23 protein-coding genes and 4 pseudogenes are annotated in these 21,977 nt (G+C 59.4%); 17 read left to right on the top strand and 10 right to left on the bottom strand.

Features of this window, described 5'->3' with window-relative positions:
- Positions 1-10: 10 nt before the first annotated feature.
- The 13 genes and pseudogenes from V1280_RS43605 to V1280_RS47000 form a co-directional block, all read left to right on the top strand.
- Positions 11-1,063 carry an alginate O-acetyltransferase AlgX-related protein gene (locus V1280_RS43605; RefSeq protein ID WP_334537167.1) on the top strand — a complete coding sequence of 351 codons (1,053 nt, stop codon included), beginning with the start codon at positions 11-13 and terminating at the stop codon, positions 1,061-1,063.
- A 16-nt stretch (positions 1,064-1,079) separates the two neighbouring features.
- Complete coding sequence (locus V1280_RS43600; RefSeq protein WP_334537165.1) at positions 1,080-2,039, top strand: alginate O-acetyltransferase AlgX-related protein; 960 nt, start codon at positions 1,080-1,082, stop codon at positions 2,037-2,039.
- Between the two features lie 192 nt (positions 2,040-2,231).
- Positions 2,232-4,826: an NfrA family protein gene (locus V1280_RS43595; protein ID WP_334537163.1), complete on the top strand. Its 2,595-nt coding sequence runs from the start codon at positions 2,232-2,234 to the stop codon at positions 4,824-4,826.
- A gap of 204 nt (positions 4,827-5,030) precedes the next feature.
- Positions 5,031-5,453: an IS66-like element accessory protein TnpA gene (gene tnpA / locus V1280_RS43590; protein ID WP_334518652.1), complete on the top strand. Its 423-nt coding sequence runs from the start codon at positions 5,031-5,033 to the stop codon at positions 5,451-5,453.
- Complete coding sequence (gene tnpB / locus V1280_RS43585; RefSeq protein ID WP_027545641.1) at positions 5,450-5,803, top strand: IS66 family insertion sequence element accessory protein TnpB; 354 nt, start codon at positions 5,450-5,452, stop codon at positions 5,801-5,803. Before tnpA ends, tnpB begins: the two co-directional genes overlap by 4 nt.
- A 69-nt stretch (positions 5,804-5,872) precedes the next feature.
- Positions 5,873-7,462, top strand: coding sequence for an IS66 family transposase (gene tnpC / locus V1280_RS43580; RefSeq protein ID WP_334518647.1), 1,590 nt, complete (start codon positions 5,873-5,875; stop codon positions 7,460-7,462).
- A 52-nt stretch (positions 7,463-7,514) separates the two neighbouring features.
- On the top strand, positions 7,515-7,877 hold the full coding sequence (locus V1280_RS43575; RefSeq protein WP_334537161.1) for a hypothetical protein: 363 nt from the start codon (positions 7,515-7,517) through the stop codon (positions 7,875-7,877).
- A complete protein-coding gene (locus V1280_RS43570; protein WP_334537159.1) occupies positions 7,874-8,014 on the top strand; it encodes a hypothetical protein in 141 nt (46 codons plus the stop codon). The genes V1280_RS43575 and V1280_RS43570 overlap by 4 nt, the downstream gene beginning before the upstream one ends.
- Positions 8,002-8,142, top strand: coding sequence for a hypothetical protein (locus V1280_RS43565; RefSeq protein ID WP_334537157.1), 141 nt, complete (start codon positions 8,002-8,004; stop codon positions 8,140-8,142). Before V1280_RS43570 ends, V1280_RS43565 begins: the two co-directional genes overlap by 13 nt.
- Positions 8,143-8,432: 290 nt before the next feature.
- Complete coding sequence (locus tag V1280_RS43560; protein ID WP_334537155.1) at positions 8,433-8,630, top strand: hypothetical protein; 198 nt, start codon at positions 8,433-8,435, stop codon at positions 8,628-8,630.
- Between the two features lie 68 nt (positions 8,631-8,698).
- A complete protein-coding gene (locus V1280_RS43555) occupies positions 8,699-9,049 on the top strand; it encodes a hypothetical protein (protein WP_334537153.1) in 351 nt (116 codons plus the stop codon).
- 138 nt (positions 9,050-9,187) lie between these two features.
- A complete protein-coding gene (locus V1280_RS43550) occupies positions 9,188-9,706 on the top strand; it encodes an ATP-dependent DNA ligase (RefSeq protein ID WP_334537151.1) in 519 nt (172 codons plus the stop codon).
- 530 nt (positions 9,707-10,236) lie between these two features.
- Positions 10,237-10,341: pseudogene (locus V1280_RS47000) on the top strand (PEPxxWA-CTERM sorting domain-containing protein); the annotation flags it as partial.
- 88 nt (positions 10,342-10,429) lie between these two features.
- On the opposite strand, the gene V1280_RS43540 reads toward V1280_RS47000, so the two are convergent.
- Entirely contained in the window at positions 10,430-10,597 is a 168-nt protein-coding gene (locus V1280_RS43540; protein WP_334538670.1) for a hypothetical protein, read from the bottom strand.
- Between V1280_RS43540 and tnpC (V1280_RS43535) the strand changes: the two are divergent.
- Together tnpC (V1280_RS43535) and V1280_RS43530 are read left to right on the top strand one after the other, a co-directional pair.
- A pseudogene (tnpC, locus tag V1280_RS43535) lies at positions 10,590-11,514 on the top strand (IS66 family transposase); the annotation flags it as partial. The gene V1280_RS43540 and the pseudogene tnpC (V1280_RS43535) overlap by 8 nt on opposite strands.
- 87 nt (positions 11,515-11,601) lie before the next feature.
- Positions 11,602-12,237 (top strand): hypothetical protein, encoded by a 636-nt coding sequence (locus tag V1280_RS43530; protein WP_334537147.1) that lies wholly within the window; start codon positions 11,602-11,604, stop codon positions 12,235-12,237.
- Between the two features lie 170 nt (positions 12,238-12,407).
- On the opposite strand, the gene V1280_RS43525 is transcribed toward V1280_RS43530, so the two are convergent.
- Entirely contained in the window at positions 12,408-12,575 is a 168-nt protein-coding gene (locus tag V1280_RS43525; protein WP_334537145.1) for a hypothetical protein, read from the bottom strand.
- 598 nt (positions 12,576-13,173) lie between these two features.
- Between V1280_RS43525 and V1280_RS43520 the strand changes: the two genes are divergently transcribed.
- Positions 13,174-13,884: a PEP-CTERM sorting domain-containing protein gene (locus V1280_RS43520; protein ID WP_334537143.1), complete on the top strand. Its 711-nt coding sequence runs from the start codon at positions 13,174-13,176 to the stop codon at positions 13,882-13,884.
- 837 nt (positions 13,885-14,721) lie between these two features.
- A pseudogene (locus tag V1280_RS46995) lies at positions 14,722-14,832 on the top strand (PEPxxWA-CTERM sorting domain-containing protein); the annotation flags it as partial.
- Positions 14,833-15,423: 591 nt separating this feature from the next.
- Here V1280_RS46995 and V1280_RS43510 read toward each other — a convergent pair.
- From V1280_RS43510 to V1280_RS43475, 8 genes and pseudogenes are all read right to left on the bottom strand, one after another.
- A complete protein-coding gene (locus V1280_RS43510; protein WP_334537139.1) occupies positions 15,424-16,068 on the bottom strand; it encodes an Npun_F0296 family exosortase-dependent surface protein in 645 nt (214 codons plus the stop codon).
- Positions 16,069-16,471: 403 nt separating this feature from the next.
- On the bottom strand, positions 16,472-17,062 hold the full coding sequence (locus V1280_RS43505) for a hypothetical protein (protein ID WP_334537137.1): 591 nt from the start codon (positions 17,060-17,062) through the stop codon (positions 16,472-16,474).
- A 236-nt stretch (positions 17,063-17,298) separates the two neighbouring features.
- On the bottom strand, positions 17,299-17,538 hold the full coding sequence (locus V1280_RS43500; RefSeq protein ID WP_334537135.1) for a hypothetical protein: 240 nt from the start codon (positions 17,536-17,538) through the stop codon (positions 17,299-17,301).
- Positions 17,539-17,814: 276 nt separating this feature from the next.
- The gene (locus V1280_RS43495; protein ID WP_334537133.1) at positions 17,815-18,762 is read right to left on the bottom strand and encodes a PEP-CTERM sorting domain-containing protein; all 948 of its coding nucleotides are present in this window, start codon (positions 18,760-18,762) and stop codon (positions 17,815-17,817) included.
- A 168-nt stretch (positions 18,763-18,930) separates the two neighbouring features.
- Positions 18,931-19,185 (bottom strand): hypothetical protein, encoded by a 255-nt coding sequence (locus V1280_RS43490; protein WP_334537131.1) that lies wholly within the window; start codon positions 19,183-19,185, stop codon positions 18,931-18,933.
- Positions 19,186-19,334: 149 nt separating this feature from the next.
- Positions 19,335-19,445: pseudogene (locus V1280_RS46990) on the bottom strand (PEPxxWA-CTERM sorting domain-containing protein); the annotation flags it as partial.
- A gap of 641 nt (positions 19,446-20,086) precedes the next feature.
- Positions 20,087-21,268 carry a glycosyltransferase family 2 protein gene (locus tag V1280_RS43480; RefSeq protein ID WP_334537127.1) on the bottom strand — a complete coding sequence of 394 codons (1,182 nt, stop codon included), beginning with the start codon at positions 21,266-21,268 and terminating at the stop codon, positions 20,087-20,089.
- A gap of 4 nt (positions 21,269-21,272) precedes the next feature.
- Complete coding sequence (locus tag V1280_RS43475) at positions 21,273-21,947, bottom strand: metallophosphoesterase (RefSeq protein ID WP_334537125.1); 675 nt, start codon at positions 21,945-21,947, stop codon at positions 21,273-21,275.
- Positions 21,948-21,977 lie beyond the last annotated feature (30 nt).

Below are 21,977 nucleotides of genomic sequence, written 5' to 3'. Positions count from 1 at the left end.
GGCACGCGTGATGATCAGGGCTCTCCTCGTACTCGCAGTGATCTTCTCAGGGCTGGCCGCGGTGCTGACCAGAGGCCACGAAGCGCTCGGCGAAGTGCTGAGAACGACGACCGTAAGCGATCTCACCAACGGCCATTTTGCCCAGCACGTCGACAAGACGATCTTTGGAGCAGTGCCGCGAAGCACCGCACTGGACGGCCTCGTGACTGGGCTGGAGTATCGGGTACTGGGCGACGCCGGCCCCCAGGTCCGCGCCGGGTGCGGTGATTGGCTCTACACCATGGAGGAACTGCGAGCCGAACGTCACGATCGCGACAACATGGCTCTCCGAGCAGAAATGTTGCAACGGTTGGTCCGAGCAATCAAGCAGTCGGGAGCGCGTCTCGTTATTGTCCCTGTACCCGACAAGGCAGACCAGGTCGAAGCTAGGCTCTGCGGCATCAGAGCGACGCAATCACGGCTACGAGACCAATTCTGGAACGAGCTCGCTCGCGTCGACGGCGTGCTTGTCGTTGACCTCCGCAATCACTGGCCGAAGCCAGGCTATTGGAAGACAGACACTCACTGGGATCAGACCGGCGCACGCTTTGCGGCCGAGCAGATCGCACAGGCTGTCGCTGGCACGCTCGATCCTAGGCAAGACGCGATCAAACTTGTGGACGGGTCCATGCGACGGCGCACGGGCGACCTTGCGCGACTGTCCGGATTGACCGACGCGCCACATTTGCTCGCGCCGGGGCCCGAGCAGGAGCGCGAGGTTAAGGTGGATGTCTCGCGATCAGGTGGGCTTCTCGACGACCCGCCGGAGCCGCAGATCATTCTTGCCGGGTCTTCCTTCTCGTTAAATTCAGGATTCCTCGAATACCTCGAAACCTCTCTCTCCAGGGAGGTGGCGCAAGTCAGCCAGCCAGGCGGAGGCTTCGCCGGTGCACTGATCGAGACCCTGGACAAGCGAGCCGGCAGCTTGGAGAAGGTCAAGGCTGTGATATGGGAGTGGCCGATGCGGTCCTTGGTCTCCTCGCCGAGCGAAGCCGAAAAAAACTTCATGCGCCAAATCAAGTGATCCAGTGAGGCCGAGCGTGATCCGATTGATGGTGGCATCTGCAGCTGCGCTTTTTGCGCTCACTTCATTCGCAGTGGCGCGCGATGCGGTCCTCGAGGGAAAATCCGACTGGCTCTTTGCCGGATGGGAGAGCCTCACGGTAGCCCGCCCTGACGCCGAGCAAGCGTCCATCAAGCTTATTTCGGAAGTGGGACGCCTGCTGGCCCAGAAGAACGTCAAATTGATTGTGGCAATTGTGCCGCTTAAGCCGCGCTACTACGAAAGCCTGCTTCCCGACGGATCAGCGATGTCGGATGCCGTTCGGGGACGTTACGACCGAGAGCTCACCGAACTGCGCGCAGCGGAAGTCAATGCACCAGATATCAGGGATGCCTTCAAGACGGTCCTGGCCGGCAAGAAGGAGGTCTTTTACCGCACCGATTTTCACTGGACGACTTTCGCCGCTGAAGCAACCGCGGACCTTATCGCCGGTGCGATCACCACCCAAGAACCGCTTCCCGGCAACGCGGGAAGTGGAGCGCAGCTCGGCGAATGGATGAACGACCGGCATCTTGGCGACCTAGCTGCCAATTTCCTTCCGCCGGAACGGAAGCGGGCCATTGGGCCGGAAGCCTACGTCATCCGGGCCATCACCAAACCTGCGGCCGGGCTGCTCGACGCAGATCCCTCCCCGGTCGCCGTCGTCGGCAACAGCTTCGTGCAACCCTATTTCGGCTTTCCGCAGCGCCTGTCGAACAGGATCGACAGGCCGGTCGGCCTGAAGTGGAATCCTGGAGATGTCGGGCCTTGGGCCACGCTCATGCAATATCTCCAATCAGCGGAATTCACGACGTCTTCGCTCAGGTATCTCGTCTGGCAGTTCAACGAGGCGCAAATTCAGAATGGACCCGACGCCGTCGGCGAATGGGCTCAACCAAGTATTTTGAGCCCAGTCGAGTGGCGAACCAAGGTTACGGATGTTTTGAAAAATCGATGAAAAGCTTAATTTTCCCTGACGAGTAGTTTGCTGCCTGAAACTGTTGGGAAATTACCGCAGCAATTGCGCAACACAACCCGGAAAAGCATGACTTTTGAAGGTGTTGTTGCAGTCGGACATCAAATTCCGGTTCCGCCAGATCACCCCCTCCGCTAATCTGTACGACGTTAGTTTTATTCGCCTGTGGGGGCCATGACTGTTTGGGGTGCAGAACGTCCGGGACGACGTAAGCTGCGGGCTGCCTTCGGCAGTCTTCTGCTTGTGCTCGTCTTGTTCGGCCCGGCCGGAGCCCAAACCGCTGATCCGGATCGTCCGCTCGAAGGTGAAGCCTACACCTCTGCCGAAGAGGCCTATAAGGCGTTTGGACGGGGCAACTACCAGGCGGCCGCAAGCCGGGCTGAGGCATCGGTCGCCTTGCGACCCGATATTCTCCGTTTGCGATTGCTGCTGATTGACTCGCTCGTTGCGGCGGGGAATCTCACGTCGGCTGAGCAGGCGACCACTGCGGCGCTCGCGACGTTTTCCGCGAACCAGGAACTGGAGTCCCGACAAGCCAGCATTCGCCAGCGCCTTGCGCAGCAGCCGGCTGGCGAGGGCTATAAGGCGCTGGAGCGAGGTGACCCCAAGGCCGCCATTCGTGCTGCCCGCAAGGCGGTGGAGTACGGGCCGGACGTGATGTCCTACCGCCTGCTCCTGCTCGCGGCCCAACTCGCCGACAATAGTCTTGCAGGTGCCGCCGAGACCGCATCGGAGGCGATCAAGCTCGATCCCGGCAACTACGTGCCGGTGGTCTGGCGGGGCTATATTTACCAGAAGCTCGGCAACAGGACCCTCGCCGTCGCCGACTTTAATGCGGCACTCGGTCTTCCCGACCTCACCGACACCGAAAAAAAGCAGATCCGATTGATTGCTGCCGACGCGGCCATTGCGTCAGGCGACGCCCGAGCGGTCCAGAGCCTGCTTCAACCATATCCCAAAACGGACCAGCTGGTTGTCACACGGATCGGCGACGCTGATGCCGCGGCCGAAGGCAAGGCGACGCTGAAGGGCGACGGCAAGCTCATGCCGATGCCCGTGCAGGATTGCCGCGATACGCCATATGGCTCGGTGTGCAGCCTGCGGGCGCCACTCGTTCAAAGCGTTGCCACGCCCATCGACAAGAAGGCCGAGGGCATCGAAGCGGCTGGAAAGGCCTACGAGGCCAGCCGAGCCAGGAACTACGGCGTCGCGATCGACGAAGCCAAGAAGGCGATCGCGGACACGCCCGAGATCGCCAGCACCCGGCTGCTGCTGATCAATCTGCAGCTCACGGCCGGCCGGCCGGCCGAGGCCGAAGCCACAGCAAGTCGTGCGATCGCGGACGGCCTGGCCAACGCCGAGATCTACGCCCAGCGCGGATTTGCGCGGGGCCGCATCGGCAATGACAAGGGTGCGATGGCGGATTGGGAGACCGCACTTGCCCGAGGGCTTCCAGCCGAGCAAGTTCGGAATGTCCGTCTCGCGCTGGTCGACACCTCGCTGAAGACCAAGGATCTGCAACGGGCGCTGCGCTCCATTCCACGCGGGGGCCTTGATTATGAATTCACCATCCGGCGCGCCTACGCTTATCAAGGCCTGGGCCGGAAGGAAGAGGCCTTGCGAGACTTCAGGTCCGCCGAGCGCCTGTCGGTGACCAACGTTCAGCGGGATGGAGCCATCCAGGCGCAGATCAACACGCTGCTGGAACTGGATCGCAAGCCCGAAGCACGGGCGATCTTCAATGCGGCGATCGCGCGCGGCCAACTCCGCTCGATCAGGGACGCGGACGTGGCCTACATCGCAGTTGCGGTCGGCAATGATAAGGTGGCGCTGGAGCTGTTCGATCGCGCCAAAGCCAGTGGTGCACTTCCTCCCCGCGCGACCATCGATGCCGGTTACACGGCGATGCGGCAATTTCAGAATCCGAAGGCCATCGCCTATCTGAAAGAAGGCATCGACGCGAAAGCGGACGGTCGCATCAATATCGACGACCAGAAGCTGTTCGAGACGCGTCGGACGGTCGCCGATCTGACGCGCGTCTGGGGGGTCAACAGCTCGATTTCCTACGGCAAGGTTGGATCAGCACCCAACCCCTTCCTGACGATTAACTCGCCGGCAAGTACCTATACATCCCAGTTCGGATCGGAAGTTTACTACCGACCTGAAGCCTTCGGAAACCGCAACGGCGCTCTATTCGAAGTTTTCGGCCGGGTGTTCGAGACCCTTTACGACGAGGCCGGCGGCCCTACTGGGTTGCGCACGACGCAGGGCATGGCCGGCGCACGGTGGAAACCGTTCTCCGATCACAACCTCGTTCTCGAGGTCGACAAGCTGTTCAGGCTCGGCGACGCGGCCCGCGATGACACGCTGCTTAGAGCAGCGTATTCCTACACGGTGGGGACCGACTTGCGGGCGATCGATACCCATTGGCCGACTTGGTACATTTATACGGAGGTCGACCGCTTCTTCGAGAAGACGCAGTTGGTCGGTCTGTTCGAGGGGCGCTTTGGCCATAGCTTCCGGCTGGATCCGATCAGCACGAACCTCGTGTTCTTCCCGCACGCTGTCATTGCGGCCAGCTATGACGATTCATTCGCGGTTCGCGACGCCTACTCCGCAGGCGTCGGTGGCTCGATCCGCTACTGGTTTGGCGAGACAAAGTATATCGCGCCTCCCTCATACTGGGAGCTGACGTTGCAATACCGATTCAGGCTTGCCGGCGACAAGCGTGCCGAGGGCATCTTCGCGCAGACGTCCATTAATTATTGAGCAGCCGCTGGCTGCAGCGAATGGTGCCAATGCATCGCGCACAGCACCGCATTCAATCGACTGTCACACAGCCTCAGTAGCTTTTTCGCACCGCAATTAAAGGAGCATGAAAGTGAGACTTAATCGTAAGCGCTTAGCCGGAACCCTTGCTTCGGGATCGGGATAGCTGTGCGAAGAAGCCTCCGGCTTGGACGGAGGTTTGGGATGGGATTGGACAGCAAAAAGGACGTCCATTTGGACGGCTCATCGGCGGGGGCGGTGAGCCGGCTGGAGGTTCTTGAAGGGCCATCGGGGCGCCGCGTGCGTTCGGAAGCTGAGAGAGCCCGGATCGTCGCCGAGAGTCTGCTACCCGGCGCCCAGGTGTCCGAGGTGGCGCGCAAGCACGGAGCGACGCGCTGGCAGATTTACGATTGGCGACGACGCTTTCGACAGCGAGGCATGTTGGCGCCGTGCGAGGTATCGCAGTCGACATTCGCACCGCTGGTCGTGGAAAGCGCGTTGAAGGAGCGTCACGTTCCGGCGATCAAGCTTGAGATCTCGATCGGTGATGTCGTGCTGCGGACGGACACAGCCATAGATGGCGAGCAGCTGTCCCGGGTGATCCGCGCAGTGCGAGCGTCACGATGATCGCGGCCGGTGCCGATCTGAAGATTTACATCGCGACGCGGCCGATCGACTTCCGCTGTGGCCACGATGGGCTTGCGGCGAAGGTGCAGGAGATGCTTCGTCTCGACCCGTTCAGCGGCGCAGCCTTCGTGTTCCGATCGAAACGAGCGGACCGGATCAAGATTTTGGTCTGGGATCGAACGGGCCTGGTGTTAGTGCACAAGCGTCTCGAAGGTTGCAGGTTCGTTTGGCCAACGATTGCAGACGGCGTGATGCGCATATCGCCGGCGATGTTCGCAGCCCTGTTCGAGGGGCTGGATTGGAGGTTGGTCCGCCCGGAAGAAGCGCGACGTCCCCAGGCGGCTGGATAGCTGCGGCAGAATGACTCGGCAGCTATTTTGAATGTGGCACGTGCGGCGGCGATGTGCTCGAAATAGCGCATGAGCATCGCGGCGCTGCGCGACGAAAATGAACAACTCAAAGCGCTTTTGGCGCAAACGCAGGCGGCGTTGAGCGAGCATCAGGGGGCGCTGGCGGCGTCGGAGGAAGCGCGGCGTCGGCTGGAGGTCATCCTCGGCGAATTGCGACGCGAGAAGTTCGGCGCGAAGTCCGAGAAGCTGCGGCCAGATCAGTATCACTTACCGCTGGAAGACGTAGAGATCGCGCAAGGCATCCTGGACGCCGCGCAGGAGAGAGCCGAGGCTGTGATCAAGGGCCGATCGCGGAGCGTGCCGGATCAAGGTTCTCATCGCAATCGCGGCTGCTTGCCTGCCCATTTGCCGCGGGTGGAACGGATCATCGAGCCTGCGAGCACGCTCTGTCCGTGCGGTTGCGGCGCCATGACGAAGATCGGCGAGGACGTCAGCAAACGCCTCGACGTGATCCCGGCGCAATGGCGGGTGTTGGTCACGCGCCGCCCGAAATACATCTGTCGCCGCTGCTCGGGCCCTGTCGTGCAGGCGCACGCACCGGAGCACGTCGTGCCCAGCGGGCTGCCGACCGAAGCGGCCATTGCGCACGTGATCGTCTCCAAGTTTGGCGACCATACGCCGTTTTACCGTCAGGCCGAGATCTATGCGCGCCAGGGGATCCGGCTTGATCGGGCAACACTGGGCAACTGGTCCGGCCGCGCCTGCTTCCATCTTCAGCCCATCGCGGACCACATGCGCCGCCGCCTGGCCATGGCGGATCGTCTGTTCATGGACGAAACCACGGCGCCGGTGCTCGATCCCGGGCGAGGCCAAACGAAGAAGGGCTACTTCTGGGCGATCGTCTCCGACGACCGCGGCCACAGCGGCCCAAGTCCGCCGATCGTGCTGTTCCGATATGCCCCCGGTCGCAGCGGTGCCTTCGCGGAGCAGTTCCTGGACGGCTTTGGCGGACGCTTCCTGCAATGCGATGCCTATGACGGTTATGACCGGCTGACCGAAGTCGCTCGACCGCAAGGGCCATGGACGCTCGTGCATTGCTGGAGCCATTTGCGCCGGCGCTTCGTTAAATTGGCCCGTAACAGCAAATCGCCGATCGCCGAGGCCGCCGTTCGGCACATCGCGCAGCTTTACGCCATTGAAGCCATGGTACGCGGTGCATCGCCGGACACGCGGCTGGCCGCCCGCAAGGAGCATTCGTCGCCCCTCATCGCTGCTTTAAAGCCGTGGTTTGAGAAACAGCTTTCTATGATCTCCAGCGGTTCGACGCTCGCCGAGGACATCCGCTACGCGCTCAATCACTGGCAAGGGCTGACCCGCTTCCTCGAAGACGGGCGCCTCGAGCTCGACACGAACCCTGTCGAGAACGCCATCCGGCCAGTCTGCCTGACCAGAAAAAATGCGCTCTTCGCGGGCCATGAAATTGGGGCTGAAAATTGGGCCTTGCTGGCGTCGATCGTTGCCACCTGCAAGCTCAACGACGTCAACCCGGCTGCCTACATCGCCGAAACACTCGAGGCGATCATCGACGGCCATCCCCATAGCAGAATCGAAGACCTCATGCCGTGGCGATTCCGCAAAACGTCAAGCCTGCCTCAATAGGGTCCCGGCTGAGCGCTTACACTTAATCGGCACGATCGGCGAGCGCGCTGGCGTGCCTGTTCATGCCGAGCAATGGGCCTGGGCCGTCGGCTTTTATCCCTGCATGGAGCCGGGCAGTCAGCGGAGCGGCATTGCCGTGACATTCGAGGCCGCCCGCGAGGCCTTTGAGGCAACCTGGACAGAGATGCGACCGACCATCCCCGACGATGCCTTTGCGGAATGGCGGCACGATCGCGATTGGCGCGCGGAGATGGCGGCCAAGCGCGCCCGCGGCGAGAAGCTCGCGAGCGAAGTCGCGGGCACGACGATACTCTGCGTCTGCGGCACAGTGTTCGACAGCAGGAATCCAACCGAGAGCTACCCGCATCGCGGGCACATTGACGCCGCACAGGCCGCAGGAAAGGTGAGCTGGTGAAACACGTCGAGGGGCGGCCGTTCGCAGATCCGGAGGCGGCCGCGCGAAAGCTGCTCGAGATCGCCGCCGGCATCGCGCTGGTCCAGGACGGCCGGATCTACATCGAGCGGTCAACGCACGGTTCATGTTCGAGCTGAAGGGCAGCGGCAGCGAGTTCGGTGCCGGGCTCAAATATGCGCTCGAGCACGGCTGGCTCGAGCGCCATGAGAGCGGGACCTATCTGCAGCTGCTGCCGCCTGGCGCCGATCTATTCCCGCGTCAATAAAGCAGCATCACCGACATCCACGCCGCCAGCGACGCACACAGACCAATTCCCAGATACGGCAATGCAAGGCGCATCGGCTTCCCTCCGACACGCGAAAATATGGCGATAGAATTGCATGTTTGCCGGCGGGTGACGACGAATCTAAGGTTGCATCGAACAACGTGGAACGGCGGGGAGGCGGGCAGCTTGATCTTGTGCCCGGCACCGCTGCAAATGCTGGGCGGAGCGGCCCCGGCGAACCTTCGCCCCCAAAGCCTGCCGGGGCCGTCTTTCCGCCCATGGACCGACCCATGACCTGCAAGACCTGTGACGATACCGGCTGGGTCTGCGAGACGCATCCGGGCTGGCCTTGGGAAGGCCCGCACGCTTGCCCATGCGGCGCCGCCGGCGCGCCCTGCCCGCGCTGCAACGTTCCAACCGATGGCGAACCGCCGCGGATGCCGGCGGGCTTCAGGACCGAGGTCGACAAGGATGGCTGGCGGCACTGAGGTTCCCGATTCGCAATTCTAGCTTCCGCGACTATCTTTCCGACATCAGTAAGCGTGGAGTTTTGAGTATGCCGGGACGCGGCTGGACGCCCTCGATCGTGCCCGAAGGCTGTGATCAGACGGTCTACCTGGTGAAGGATGATCTCGGCCGCCACGGCGCAGTCTGGCGCGAAGCCGACGCGGAAACCACCGACCTCGAGAGCGTCATCACCGACCTGATGGCGGGCGAGTATGCGAACCCGCTCCGGATCATCGCCTTCAACACCGCCGAGCGATGGTCTGAGGACGTCACCGAAGACGTTGCCCGCGAGATCCGCCGGCGCTTCGACCTGCAGCTCGCCGACGTGCCCTCAGGCCTGCAAGACTTCGTCGAGCGGCACGAAGGCCATCACCGGCAGCTGGCGTTGCGGCTGGTCTAGGACCGCGTCGAGATATGCCAAAACCCTTTGAATTCTGTCTGCCGACCGCCGCCAAGGTGGTCCCGGCCGGCCCCGACTGGAATCCACGAAATCAAGTATGACGGCTATCGCCTGCGCCTCGAGCGCCAGGGTAAGACCGTGCGGCTGTTCACGCGCAACGGCCACGACTGGACCAGCCGCTTCCCCTGGATCGTCGAGGCCGCGCTGAAGAACTGCGAGCAGCAATTCGTCATCGATGGCGAGGCGGTCGTGCTTGGCGTCGACGGAGTCTCAGACTTCAACGCCCTGCACTCGCGCAAGCACGATGCCGAGGTGCAGCTGTACGCCTTCGATGTGCTGGCGCTCGGCGGCGAGGATCTGCGGCCGCTGCCGCTCGCCATGCGCAAGACCAATCTGGCGCGGCTCCTGCGCGGCCGGCCCGACGGCATCTTCATCGCGCCATTCGAGGCCGGCGAGATCGGGCCGGATCTGTTCCGCAAGGCCTGCGAGATGGGGCTCGAAGGCCTGGTCTCGAAACGACGTGACCGGCGCTATGGCGCCGGCCGGTCGAAGGACTGGATCAAGGTGAAGAACCGGGCGCATCCGGCGATGACGCGGGAGTTCGAGCAGGACCGTCGGCGGCTCCTTCCCGCCCGCCCCCTCGAAATGAAAGGTTGACTCGTTACTTAATCCCGAGCAATTCTATTAAATATTTTCAATTGGGGGTTATAATGAAAGCTTTTCGAACACTTGGTACGTCAGCGCTCTTGATCGCGGCTCTCGGATCCGCATGCGGCCAAGCAAGCGCGGCAACCTTGCAAGGCGATACTGTCGATATCCAGGTGTCTTCATCGACCGGCCAAGCCCAAAGTCTACCATCACTCATGGTCGGCGCTGGTTCAGATGGAAATTTCTTCGGTAGCCAGTTTTTTGACTTCAATGCAGGCGCCAACGGCGACCATTTTACACTGACTTCGACGGGTACGTATGTCGGCTATTACTCGGGAAATCCGTCTGACACGCTTACGTTCACGCTGTTTAACTTGAACTTTGGGGTTCCTCTAACCGGCTTCTCGGTAGTTCAAAGCCCATCTCCGGTCACGATCGATTCGATTACCGCAACTTCAGTGACATTCACCTATCACGAAGGAATTTCCTTTGGTCCTGGTCTCTACTTTGATGGGCAGTTTTTGACCGGCTCGGTATCCGCCGTTCCCGAGCCATCAACTTGGGCGATGATGATGCTAGGCTTCGCAGGGGTCGGTTTCTTTGCCTATCGTCGTAAAGACAAACTGGCGCTCGGCGCCTCATAAACTCGTGCCCTATTCGTGAGCGAGCGGCCGCCTGATGGCGGCCGCTTTCGTTTTCGGCGATGAGTCCGTGCAGTTTCCACGCTCTCCATCACTTGCAAAAATGCTTCGCCAGCATGATCGCCATCCGGCTGTGGCCGCGCTCGCGCGCGAGCTTCTCGGCCGCCGACCGGCTGCCGGCCTCGACCAGCAGCGCATGCGCGCCGGCGCAGAACGCCGGCAGGTCGGAGCACTGGAAGCTCTCGGCCATCGCCGTCATGCCGCTCTTGCACTTGATCGAACGCCATGTGCTTGCCGCTGAGCGCCTGCATGGCGATGACACCACCATCCGCATCCTGGCGAAGGGCAAGTGCAGGATCGGCCGGATCTGGACGTATGTACCGGCCGTTTGCCGGGCCTGCGCCGCCTGCGGCGGTCTATTACGCCTCAAGCGACCGACGAGGCGAGCATCCGCAGAGACATCTGGCCGCCTTCGCCGGCATCCTGCAGGCCGATTGCTACAGCGGCTTCGAGCCGCTGTTCGACCCGCAGAAGAAGGCGCTGCCGATTACACCGGCATTTTGCCTGGCCCATGCGCGGCGGGGCTTCTTCGAGCTGGCTGATATCGAGAAAAATGCTCGGGAAGGCAAGAAGGGCAAACCGGTCTCTCCGATCGCGCTAGAGGCGGTCAGGCGCCTCGACGCTCTGTTCGAGATCGAGCGCGCCGTCAATGGCCTTAGCGCCGACGAGCGGCGCGCCGTGCGCCAGGAGAAGAGCAAGCCGCTTCTCGACGACATGCACTCCTGGTTGCTCCGCGAACGCGAAACCCTCTCGCGCTCCTCCGAGGTCCTGAAGCCGGTCAACTACATGCTCAGGCGCTGGGACGGCTTCGCCGGTTTCCTCGACGATGGCAGGATCTGCTTGACCAATAATTGCGCTGAGCGCGCACTGAGAGGCATCGCTTTGGGAAGGCGGAACTGGACCTTCGCCGGCAGCCAGCGTGGTGCCGACCGTGCCGCCATCATGCTGACGATGATCACGACCTGTCGCCTCAATGACGTCGATCCCAAAGCCTGCCTCGCCGACGTCCTGGCTCGTATCGCCGATCATCCTGCATCGCGTCTGCACGAGCTACTGCCCTGGGAATGGAAGCTCTTGCGCCAGGCCGACAAGCCCGCCGATCAGCAGGCCGCCTGACCTCACCCAACACGACCATAGACCTCGTCGTGCCCGCCCGCATGCGCCAATTAGGCGGCCTTCGTCGTATGCGTACGAAACTAAGTTATGGCGCTGTGTTTGTTGCCCGTTTTTGCCGCGCCAACCAAAGCCGACACCATCTTTGAAACCGGGACGTTCACCGGGACCGATCTAGGCGATTATAGCATCTACGATGGCCGGTATCTTGGCGCGTCGTTCACGATCATGCGGCAGACCACGATAACTTCGATTGGCGCTCAATTCGGCGCGTATTCCTACGGCACCATCTTCGGCGCCATCGTGCCCCTCGCTTCACTGACGTCGCTCCCCGCCGGATCGCCGACGGGCTTGGGGAGTATTGCGCTCGGACATACGATCTTGGCGATGCCCAGCCAGATCCAGGATGTCTCGGGTTCACTGTCCCTGACACTCGCCCCAGGCACGTATGGATTCGTTTTCGGTTCTGGGTTGTTTGGCGCAACCGGGACGGCCGGCATCGGCCAGTACAACGACGACGTCGGAAGCGCTGAGTTCTTTCAATACCTGGCTGCCGCTTCGTCCAGTTGGTTAGCCGCGGACGGCGAAGGCGTCCGGCTGTTCGTTGACGGTACGGTTTCCGCCGTGCCTGAACTCTCGACCTGGGCGATGATGCTTATGGGCTTCTGTGGAGTCGGCTCCCTCGCCTATCGCCGGCGCAATCAGGTCGCGCTCAGCGCGGTCTGATCACTCCTGCACATCGACCCAAAATCGAAAGACCGCTTCTGGGCGGTCTTTTTTGTCACGTGCTCACTATGCGCCAAGGATCCAAACAATTCCGGTGGTCAGCGCCCAAAGCCAGGCCACCATGCCAACCACAAGAGACATTACATAGAGCGTACGCATCATCCTAATTCCTACTGTCGATCGGAGCGCCAGCTATCCGCCTCGAGCACGCGCTGCCTCAATCGCAAGACTTCAAAATAGCGTTCGGCAATAGTCTCCATGGCAGGAGGCCTTTTCGGCGTCCGCTTGGCCTTTTTCAAATCACGGGGTTTCCGTTCCTTCCGGAATGCGTCCTTCATGAAAATCCCCCAAATCCCCAAAATTCAGCAAGAAGCAAAATGCATACCAACACACTAAGACTTCCCAGAGACACTAAATCTTCGCCCGTTAAAGCAAATGTTGGTCGCGCGGCGATCCACCTAGTTCGATCAAGGTCTCGTGACCTGTTGAGTCTTATTCGCCCGATCCGAAAAAACCGAAACGTAATCGACCGCAGCGACGTCATTCTTCGTGACCAGCTGCACGAAGGAAAATCCGAATGCTTACCCAAATTTCGTTTGGAATTGTCAGAACGGATGGTAGCGCCTTCGTCTCGTTTTCGTCAATTCGATTCGTTACGAGCGCGTCGAGACGCAGTCCAACATGAACGGCCATTTACAAAGATGAATGGAATTGCCGCGCACGATGGCACCACGCATGTAAAAATGTCTGGCACGAAGTGCGACCACGACGAAAGTTTAATTCGCGCGGCGTGACCTATTGTCGTGCGCGCTTGGCGGGAAGCCTCCAAATCCGAATGCGGCAAATTGCCCGGGCGCGCTTCGCCTGACTGTCATCAAGCTGTTTGCCCCCACGTGCGACGCCTCCCTTCACTTTAAGAAAGGGGAGTTGGTTCTTATGTTTCGTAAAGTAACTGCACTGTCCATCGCAGGATTTCTGGCCCATGTGGTCCCTGCGCAAGCCGTCGAAGTCCTCACAAATGGCGATTTCAGTTCCGGCCTGAACGGCTGGACGTCTTACACCACCGCGAACGGCACGATCTCGCTTACGCCGAGCCTACCGGGGGCTCCGCAAACCCAGACCGCTGCGGTGACTTCGTTCAATGTCACGGGGTCTGGTGCCTCAAGCGCGTTGACGCTCAATGCAGGCAAGATTGATGGACCTTACGGCTTGTCGCCTCAAGCAGGTGGCGGCGTGACGCAGACGTTCACAACCAGCGGCGGTCTGGCAACATTCTCCACCGATATCGCGGCCTTCTACACCCGAACCAGCGGTGCTTTTGGCCTCGGCCTGATGAGTGTTTTGCTCGATGGCATTATGATGGACAGCTTTGATTTTGGCGGCGTCAATAGCGGACCCGCCGCGCTGAGCGACAGCCTCGACTTCACAACGACCCTCGTAGCGGGTCAACACACCCTCTCCTTGCAGGCTACACGGCTCTTCGCTCCAGCTGGCGGCGTTACTTACCAGTACTTCGACAAAGCGTCGCTTGATGTAACCACGGCCGTCCCGGAAGCCTCGACCTGGGCGATGATCATCCTGGGCTTTGTCGGAGTCGGCTACTTCGCCCAACGTCGCAAACAGGAGGGCGCGCTCAACGCGGCATGAGCTTGTGAGCCACGTCGCACGCACATGGAGACCGCCTTCGGGCGGTTTCCCTTTCGTCACCGAGAGGGGTGGGCGAAGACTTGTCAGCGGATTGAGGGGAGACAGTCGGACACTCGACCGATTTAATTCGCCGATCGATGCGAACGATGCTGCAGGGCAATAATACGACCGGCCGTTCACAGGCCTAGCATCCCTGCATGATCCGGTCGGCGATTTTAACAGTATTTTATCGTTAGGCATTGACCCGGCTGCAGAATCGGCCTACGCGAAAAATTGCGAGTTAAATAAAAATTAAACTAAAAATTTGAACAGGCAGACATGGAAATGAAGAAAACGATTTTGGCTGGTTGCGCCGCCACCGCTCTCCTCTGGAGCGCGCCGAGCCAGGCCGCGCTTGTTTATAGCTATTCGACGACAGGATGCTTCACGAGCACGAGCTGCGCCCCCTCGTCCCCGACGGCCTCGACGGGCAGCGCTATGCGCGGTGAAGGTGGACTTACCTTCAAGGGGACGACCGCTTCGAACAAGTCGGGACCGAGCCTCAACCTCGGCAGCATGTCGCTCCAAAACATCCTGTTCGATGATCCCTCAGCCACCAAATTCGATCTAAAGGTCAGCTTCACTTCACCCACTGGCGCCGGTGCGAGTGTGTTCTCGGCGGACCTCGTCGGCCTGATCTTCCTGGGCCTCGGCTACGTCGAAATCGACTTTGGCGGGCCCCAGACCATCAAGTACGATGGCGGTTCATTCAAATTGGCGATCGACGACATCTATCTGTACTCGCTCGATGCCAAGGATCCGATCACCGGGCACGTCTTTGACGTGAACTCAGCCCCGGTCGCTGCGGTGCCTGAGCCGTCCACCTGGGCGATGATGCTCCTGGGCTTCAGCGGGCTGGGCTTGATGACCTATCGTCGCAAACGCGCTAAGGCGGCGGTTCGCGCCTGAGATCCGGTGGTCTGACCACAATCCTCGACGGCCCCTTTTCAAGTCTATAGACCCCAGCTCCGATTTGGAGCAGGGATTTTGTTTTAGGGTGATAGATCTCGGCCTGACCAGCAAACAGGCGAGACGCCTGCCCTGGAGACGTTCCCGCCGGGACTCCTACAATGGCCGGGCAGCATTTCGCGCCAAGGCTCGCTAGCCTAGCCGAGAGCCCGCCCATGGGAAAAGGCGGCGTTGCGGGCGGCCCTTCAGACGCGAGAAGCCGCCCCCGCAACCAATCGGCTGGCCGCATAGCCTTGACGCGGCGTCGATATGTGATGAACCGAAGCGGGATCGAGAATGCCACGCCATCGAGCCCGACCGCCGGCGCTCTTAGCGAACTGAACTACCGAAACTACCACACCAGATCGCGACCCCCAACACGGCAAGAGCCCCTACACTATTCGCCAGCAAGCAGCCGGACGGCGGAAAACAGTTGAGGCACGTTCCAATGATTTCCATTGGGAGCTCTCTCTGGCCTGATTTGCAAGCCACACACGAAAATACAAAGGCCGCCATTGCTGGCGGCCTCTCGAGGTCCAGTGGATTCCGGCATCAAGCGAGACGGAACGACGCGCCGCCCGTCTTGCGATAGCCGAGGAAGCCGAGGCCCAGGAAGCCGACGATCATCATCGCCCAAGTGGCCGGCTCGGGGACCGCCGCAACGGTCACGTTGTCGAACTCGAATGCAGACTTGCCCGAGTAGAAATCGATGCTCGTAATATAATCCGAGGCATAGATGTTGACGTACGACGTACCGCCCGGTCCCTGATTTCCGTTCGCGGGATTCAGGAGCGGTTGGGTCGCAGAGCTGATAACCTCAGAACCGCCGTTGGCCAGATGAAGCGTGATCGCATTGTAATCGTCGATCGAGCCCCAGAGCAGGCCAAGATAGTTTGAGCTGCCCGCCAAGGTGAGGGTCGCGGTCTGCGGGGTGATAAATGAGCCAACCGTGTAGTAGCTGGTCGAATCGCCGTTCGGGGCGGCGTACTGACCGCTGGACGAGCCCGAAACGATGTTGCCGGCGGAAATTGCCGCGAAGGTCGTATCGAAATTAGCCGTCGTTCCATAGAACGAAGTGAGGCCCGAACCGTCACCGGCGGCAACACCGCCCAACGTGACCACTGCGGCGTTCGCGCCTGTAGACAGCAATAATCCTGCACCGGCGATGAGGCCTAGCAGCCCGCTCTTTAGCGTCATGATAGATACTCCTGATGGCTTGCCGGAAATCGGCAAGAAAAGCTCCGTAGACAAAACGTCAGATCCGCATGCCACTCTTCGGCAATGCAACCAAGCTAAACCTCACTCCACATTTAGTCAATTCAATATTTTAAACAAAGAAAGCTTCTATTAAATATGTGACACACGCGCCGAGCGACGTGGTCCAACGCGACAATTATATCGTCTAGACGGGCCATTTTAGCGATGTAGGCAAAGGCTGAATTTAGAGGGTTGAGCCGATAGGCGCCGCACGCTCCCGAATTGTGGATCCTAAAGGCACATGGCCTTCAAATGAGACTCAGACGGGCGAATTTGCCGAAACAAAACGAATTCATAGAAAAATCGCCCCCTCTCGGCGGAGCCAAAGGGGGCCTCAGGGAGCTTAGCGAGGAGCGGCGAGCCCTCGGTGAACCTCGCGAACAGCTCGTCCCAAGAATCCCATTCCCAGGAACCCGAGCAGCATCATCGCCCAGCTCGAGAGCTCAGGGACAGGGCTGACCGCGGTAAATTTGAGCGTTCCAGCATCGCCAGGGCAATAGAGATCACCCACGGAGCAGTCGGAGGGAGACGTCGGCCCGTCAGGCAACCATGTCGAGAAGAACGCCTCCGGATTATAATAGAAGCTGCCGTAGTTGCCCGAGCCAAAGGAAAACAGGACGCCATTGAGCGGGAACGTTCCTGATACCGAATCAAATGTATTATCGAACGTGAATCCGTTGGAATTGCCGGGAACGGGGAAAAATGGAGATGCCCCCGTGACGAGGGCAGTGATTCCTTCAATCAGGGCGCCGGTTACGACATTTCCCGTTATCGACTGCAGCTGACCATTCGACTGATCATAGGTGAATTGACCAGCAACGCTGTAGACCGCCCCGGTAAAGGTGAAGCTTTCCGTCAAGATCGCTGCGTGGGCTGGCATGATCGTAAGCGTGGCACCAACAATCGTGGCGCCTAAAAGCGTGACAATCTTCACTGTCTCGTTCCTCATCCAAAAATTGAGAACATCATTCCAAGTCGAGTCGCATACGCCACTCAACTGATTCAACGCGAAAGAAAGCTCTCGCGCATTATACTCTCGGAATTACTCGGCTAGAGAATCGAACGCTACTGATTCGCCACGTAAAATATATCCGAATCGAACGCGCAGCGCGCTCGCCAATTTGCTCTGGGGGCGACAATTCGGCCCACGAGCAAGATGCATTGCCAGCGTCAGGACGCCGACCTGAACTTGTCCATGCTCAAGCAAATCGTTGCAGCGAAACGATTTTGACGTTCATCCGCAAGATCCAAGACCGGCATCCTGGTCAGCGCAGCCAGGGCCTTGACCACCGGCGCCACTTCGGCGCTGACGGGCACGGCAAGATCCGAGTTACGCTCAACGACTTCGTCGGCGGCATTAAGCGCCGCTAGCAGGACTCGCGTAATCGAGTCTGGCATTTGATTGGACATGTTCTTCGGAGCCTCTCAGCCAGCATGCCCATTTACCACTGAGTCCCCCGCGTATGAAGCGGCGGTTCCCGCTCATCGCGAAATTTCTGTGCGGAGTGACTTCTCTGCCGCAAAGGCCAGCCCCGAGGCGTCGGATATGTGGCACTGACATCGAAGATGACCTGAATATCGCCGTGAACTCTGCTCGGCGTGAAGAAGACACTAGACATCTCGAAGGCTGCAGGCGTGCCTTCTCCTAGAGTTTCATCACGTCCGCCAGGACCATCCAATCCCCAATCATGCCGTAACGAATTGGCGCCGGCGACGAAGGGCAAGCATGCCCATGCCCATGAACCCGGCGATCATCATCAGCCAAGTCGATGGCTCGGGCACGGCAGCGAGAAACTCGACCTCGCTCACCATGATCCACGGCTCAAGCTGGGTATCCCACGCATTCTCCTGGAAGCCGCTCAGGGGATCGTTGAACTTTTTCTTGATCGGATCCCAATACTGCTTCTCATAATCGTAGCCATCCTGCTCTAGGGCGCCACGGAACAGTTGAAGCGTAAAGAGATCGCTCGAAGATATCGCCTGGCTCAAGGTAATCGTGATGAGAGCGGTGCTCGAGGCATACGGATTGCCTCCGGTATATGGCGAAATCGTCTCGGCGTACTGAGACGAATTGAGAACCGTCGAACCGATCGTAACTGCTACGTTCCCGGGAGCTCCGACCAAGCCGCCAGAACCATTGGCCGCGACGTAAAGATTGATCTGGCTGACCATCGATCCGCTCGCCAGATGGAAGGCAATCGTTGGATCCTGATATTTCCAACCGACATACTGGCTGGCCTGCCCATTGAGGGATCCGTAGTATGGCGACGCTGCCGTAGTCCAACCGTTCGAGATCGTTCCATTCGAGCCGCTGACGAGCGAAAAATTATTCGTCGCGATAACGCCATCCGTCAGTTTGCCGGTGCCTCCGGTCAAAACATTCGTTGCATTGGAATTGTTCGGAATGGAGTTCGGAGACCCGTTCACGCCCGCATTGGGGGCGGGGGTGGATTGGCCGGTTTTGGTGTACGAGAAATCAAAGTAATTCTGACCGCCAGTCGGCGTCGTATACTGGGTCGCGCCGTTCCCATTGGCCATGTCATAGCTTGTCACCGTCACGATGCCTGCCGAGGCTGCCGACGAAGTTAAACCCGCGACCAGAAAAGCGGCGATTGAAAACGGGCGAGACAGCATTCCAAACTCTCCGGCGTCCACCCTCAGATCAGGGCAATTATAATGCGTATTTAGCCTGTTCCCGCAGGCTTGTCGTTAATTTACACAACCTCAAGCATAATTTTTATTAAAATGCCACGAGTAACGTTAAGGTGTGCGATCTCGCCCTTACAGCATCTTCCCAGCGCTTTAGTACTTCTTGTCGCGGCTTTGGTTCAAGGGATTCGGCACCGGCTTGAATTCATTGATGTAGCCGTCCGCTGCAACGCCCTTAAACAATAGAAACCCGAGCGGGGTTACGACGATGTCGCCTGGGCGAAGAAGACCGTCGCTCCTGGTGATTTCGGCAGCAATGTTTTCGGCCTCTTCCGGACCCGGTGTTGGTCGCTTGAGGCGCACGTTTTGTGCCGAGACATCCCGACCAAGCCCGGAGGCTCGCGGCAAAAATGAACCTCGCCGCCTTCGTATACTCCATCAGCATTGAGCACCAAATCAGCAGGAGCGTCGATCCGTAACAAATCCACCTGAACGGAGTTGTCATCAATAAAAAAGCCGCCTCGCGGCGGCTTTTTTTCGGACCTGGTCGATTTGGATCAAGCGATTCGAATGGAGGCACCAGCCTTCCGACGATAAGCAACAAGGCCCACGCTGATAAATCCAAGCAGCATCATGGCCCACGTGGCCGGCTCGGGAACAGCAGTAATCGTAAGCGTCTCCGGCAAATTGATCGTATTTACAGAGCCGCCTCCCACGAGCTTGCCCACATAAGTGAAGTAGGCCGTGTAGGTCCCGTTCGGGAAGGAGTAGGAGCCGATATTGATGACTGGGTTGGATCCAGACAGAGAGCCGGAAATGCCGTCACCGTTCGTGTCTGAAAAATACCAAGTCCCCGATAGGAAGTTGATGTTGGAAAACACTGCCGTGAAATCAACCGATGAAAAGGCCTGAACCGGATTCGCGGGCGTGTCTGAGAACACCACCGATGCTTGCGCGGGGGCAGCCAACATGAACAAACCGAGAATTGCGGCCAGCGCAAGCTTCAACGAAGGCATGGGAAGTCTCCTAATATTTAATCTGTTCAAGGTGCGGGTGGAACAATACTCTGTCAACCAAATTTTTTGCGGTGCACGCGCAAATATGTGCACTGCACATACTTGACGGAGCTGTTGCAGTCCGCGCCGATTCGCTTTGAATTTGTCAGCTTGGTAGCAAAATCGACAGTTTTCGGCACACTGCCGAATAGTTGAGCAATTCGGTCGCCGATTAAAGGCTAGGTAAAATATTAAATTTTGAGCCGCGAAAATTAAATACCCTTTGGGATCGCGCTGGCCCGATGATTCTCGACCTAATCGGGTCTGCTACGATCGGTGCGTATCCACTCAGAAGAGCCGCGCCGCGCAAGACGACGCAGGAGATAAAACCGTCGCAGGATCTGCCCCGCAACGAATGGAATTTGCGAGGCCGGTAGGATGTCGCTACCAAACTTAAGCCAGGCCAAAGTCAGCGCGGTGGCCAACGCCGAGAGATTCAAAATGGCCAGTGCGGCTGGAAGTAGCGCCCCAGCCAGCAAGGCATAGGCGCCTCCGAGAACCGCAACACCTCCTGCGATAGCCACGAGAAGCGATAGCGGCGGCACGAGTAAATCGAACGCGAGCACCAGAGCATCGAAATTGCGCGTCGCGATCGACGACACCAATAGCCGCGGGACGTAGCTCACGATCATCGCCAAGTGTCCCTCGATCCAACGCTGCCGCTGGCTTTCGGCACCTCGCTCTGTGGTCGCAAACTCACTCGTTATCCGAACTGTTGGCAGGAAGCGAGCTGGCGTACCGGTCAAGACCAAGTCCAACCCTAACTTTAAATCCTCGACAATGTGGCCGCTCGCAAGTGGCGCAGACTTAATCACCTCCCAAGGAAACATCATCCCTGTGCCCATCAACTGCACCGGCCTGCCGAAATGATTGAGCCCCAGCGGTCTGACCCAGTTCTTCAGCCGCCAGGCGAACTCCGAGACACGCTGGTTGACCTGAAATCCCTCAGCGCTGGTCATGAGATAGAGCGCCTGAATGGGCTCGCCTGTTTGCGCGCAATAATTGAGCGTATTGGCGAGGAAACCCTCTTGCAGCCGACAATCCGCATCCACGAAGAGAACGAATTCAGGCGGATTGTCCTTCAAATGTGCGATTGCCCAGGCCATCGCGTAGCCCTTGCCGCGCCGGTCAGGCTCGTTGCGCCGAAGCACTTGGGCGCCGTGAGCCGATGAAACTGCCCCCGTATCATCGTTGCAATTGTCGGCCACCACTATCATACGATCGCACTCTCTCAACTGCGAGGCGACGTCCTGAAGGGTGGGAATGATTCCGATCGATTCATTGTGTGCAGGCACTACGACTGCGACCCAACCGGCAGACACTCGGTCATCACCGGCAGCCGACACACCTGCCCAAAGCGCACCGAATACCTCGACAAAGAGCACGAGCGTTGGAATCGAAACCAACGCGGCAATGACGACGATTAAGAAAAACATGGAATCATCTCACGTCGAGAAACTCGACCGCGCCCCCCGGCCGGTCATCAGAAAATATACCAACGACGAGCCGCCCCGTCTTCCAGGCCAGACCGTCCAGGTTGGTTCTTCCCCTGAACACGACTGGAGCTTTTTCATCCGCGTGATGGCCGTGAACGACATGGCGGCGGCCGTGCCCTGAGTCGGCTCCCTTAGGGTATCTCTTCCAGAGCAGGGTTCGATCGCTTTGCTGATTGAGCGGTATCTTCGGATCCACGCCGGCGTGTACGAAAACCCGATGCAGATCCGCGTGCACCAGCGGAAGCTGGTCGATCCACTGCAAATGATAATCAGGAATGATCCGCTGAAGCGGGACCTCCACACAATATTCGACGCCATAGGAAGCCAACGTCTCGCCGCCCCCATTCTCGACCCACCACTCGGCCTCGACGAGATTGTTGCAAGCCTCCCACATCATGGCCTCGTGGTTTCCCTTCAAGGCGACGAGCTGCAAATTGGGAAACGACCACTGCATTAGGAATTCGATCACGCCGCGAGCGTTGGGTCCTCGATCGACATAATCGCCAAGGGTGACAACGCGCGCAGTCCGATTGCCGGCGTGCTCAAGAACGAGCGACAACGCTTGCTCGAGCAGATCGAGCCGCCCGTGAAGGTCGGGTATGGCATAAGTCAGACTCATGAGCAGGCCTCGAGAGAGCCGCGCAAATCC

This window comes from Bradyrhizobium sp. AZCC 2230, from assembly GCF_036924495.1.
GTDB classification, from domain to species: Bacteria; Pseudomonadota; Alphaproteobacteria; order Rhizobiales; family Xanthobacteraceae; genus Bradyrhizobium; species Bradyrhizobium rifense.
The sequence above is the reverse complement of the archived record's forward strand: the minus strand, read 5'-3'. Positions and strand labels throughout refer to the sequence as shown.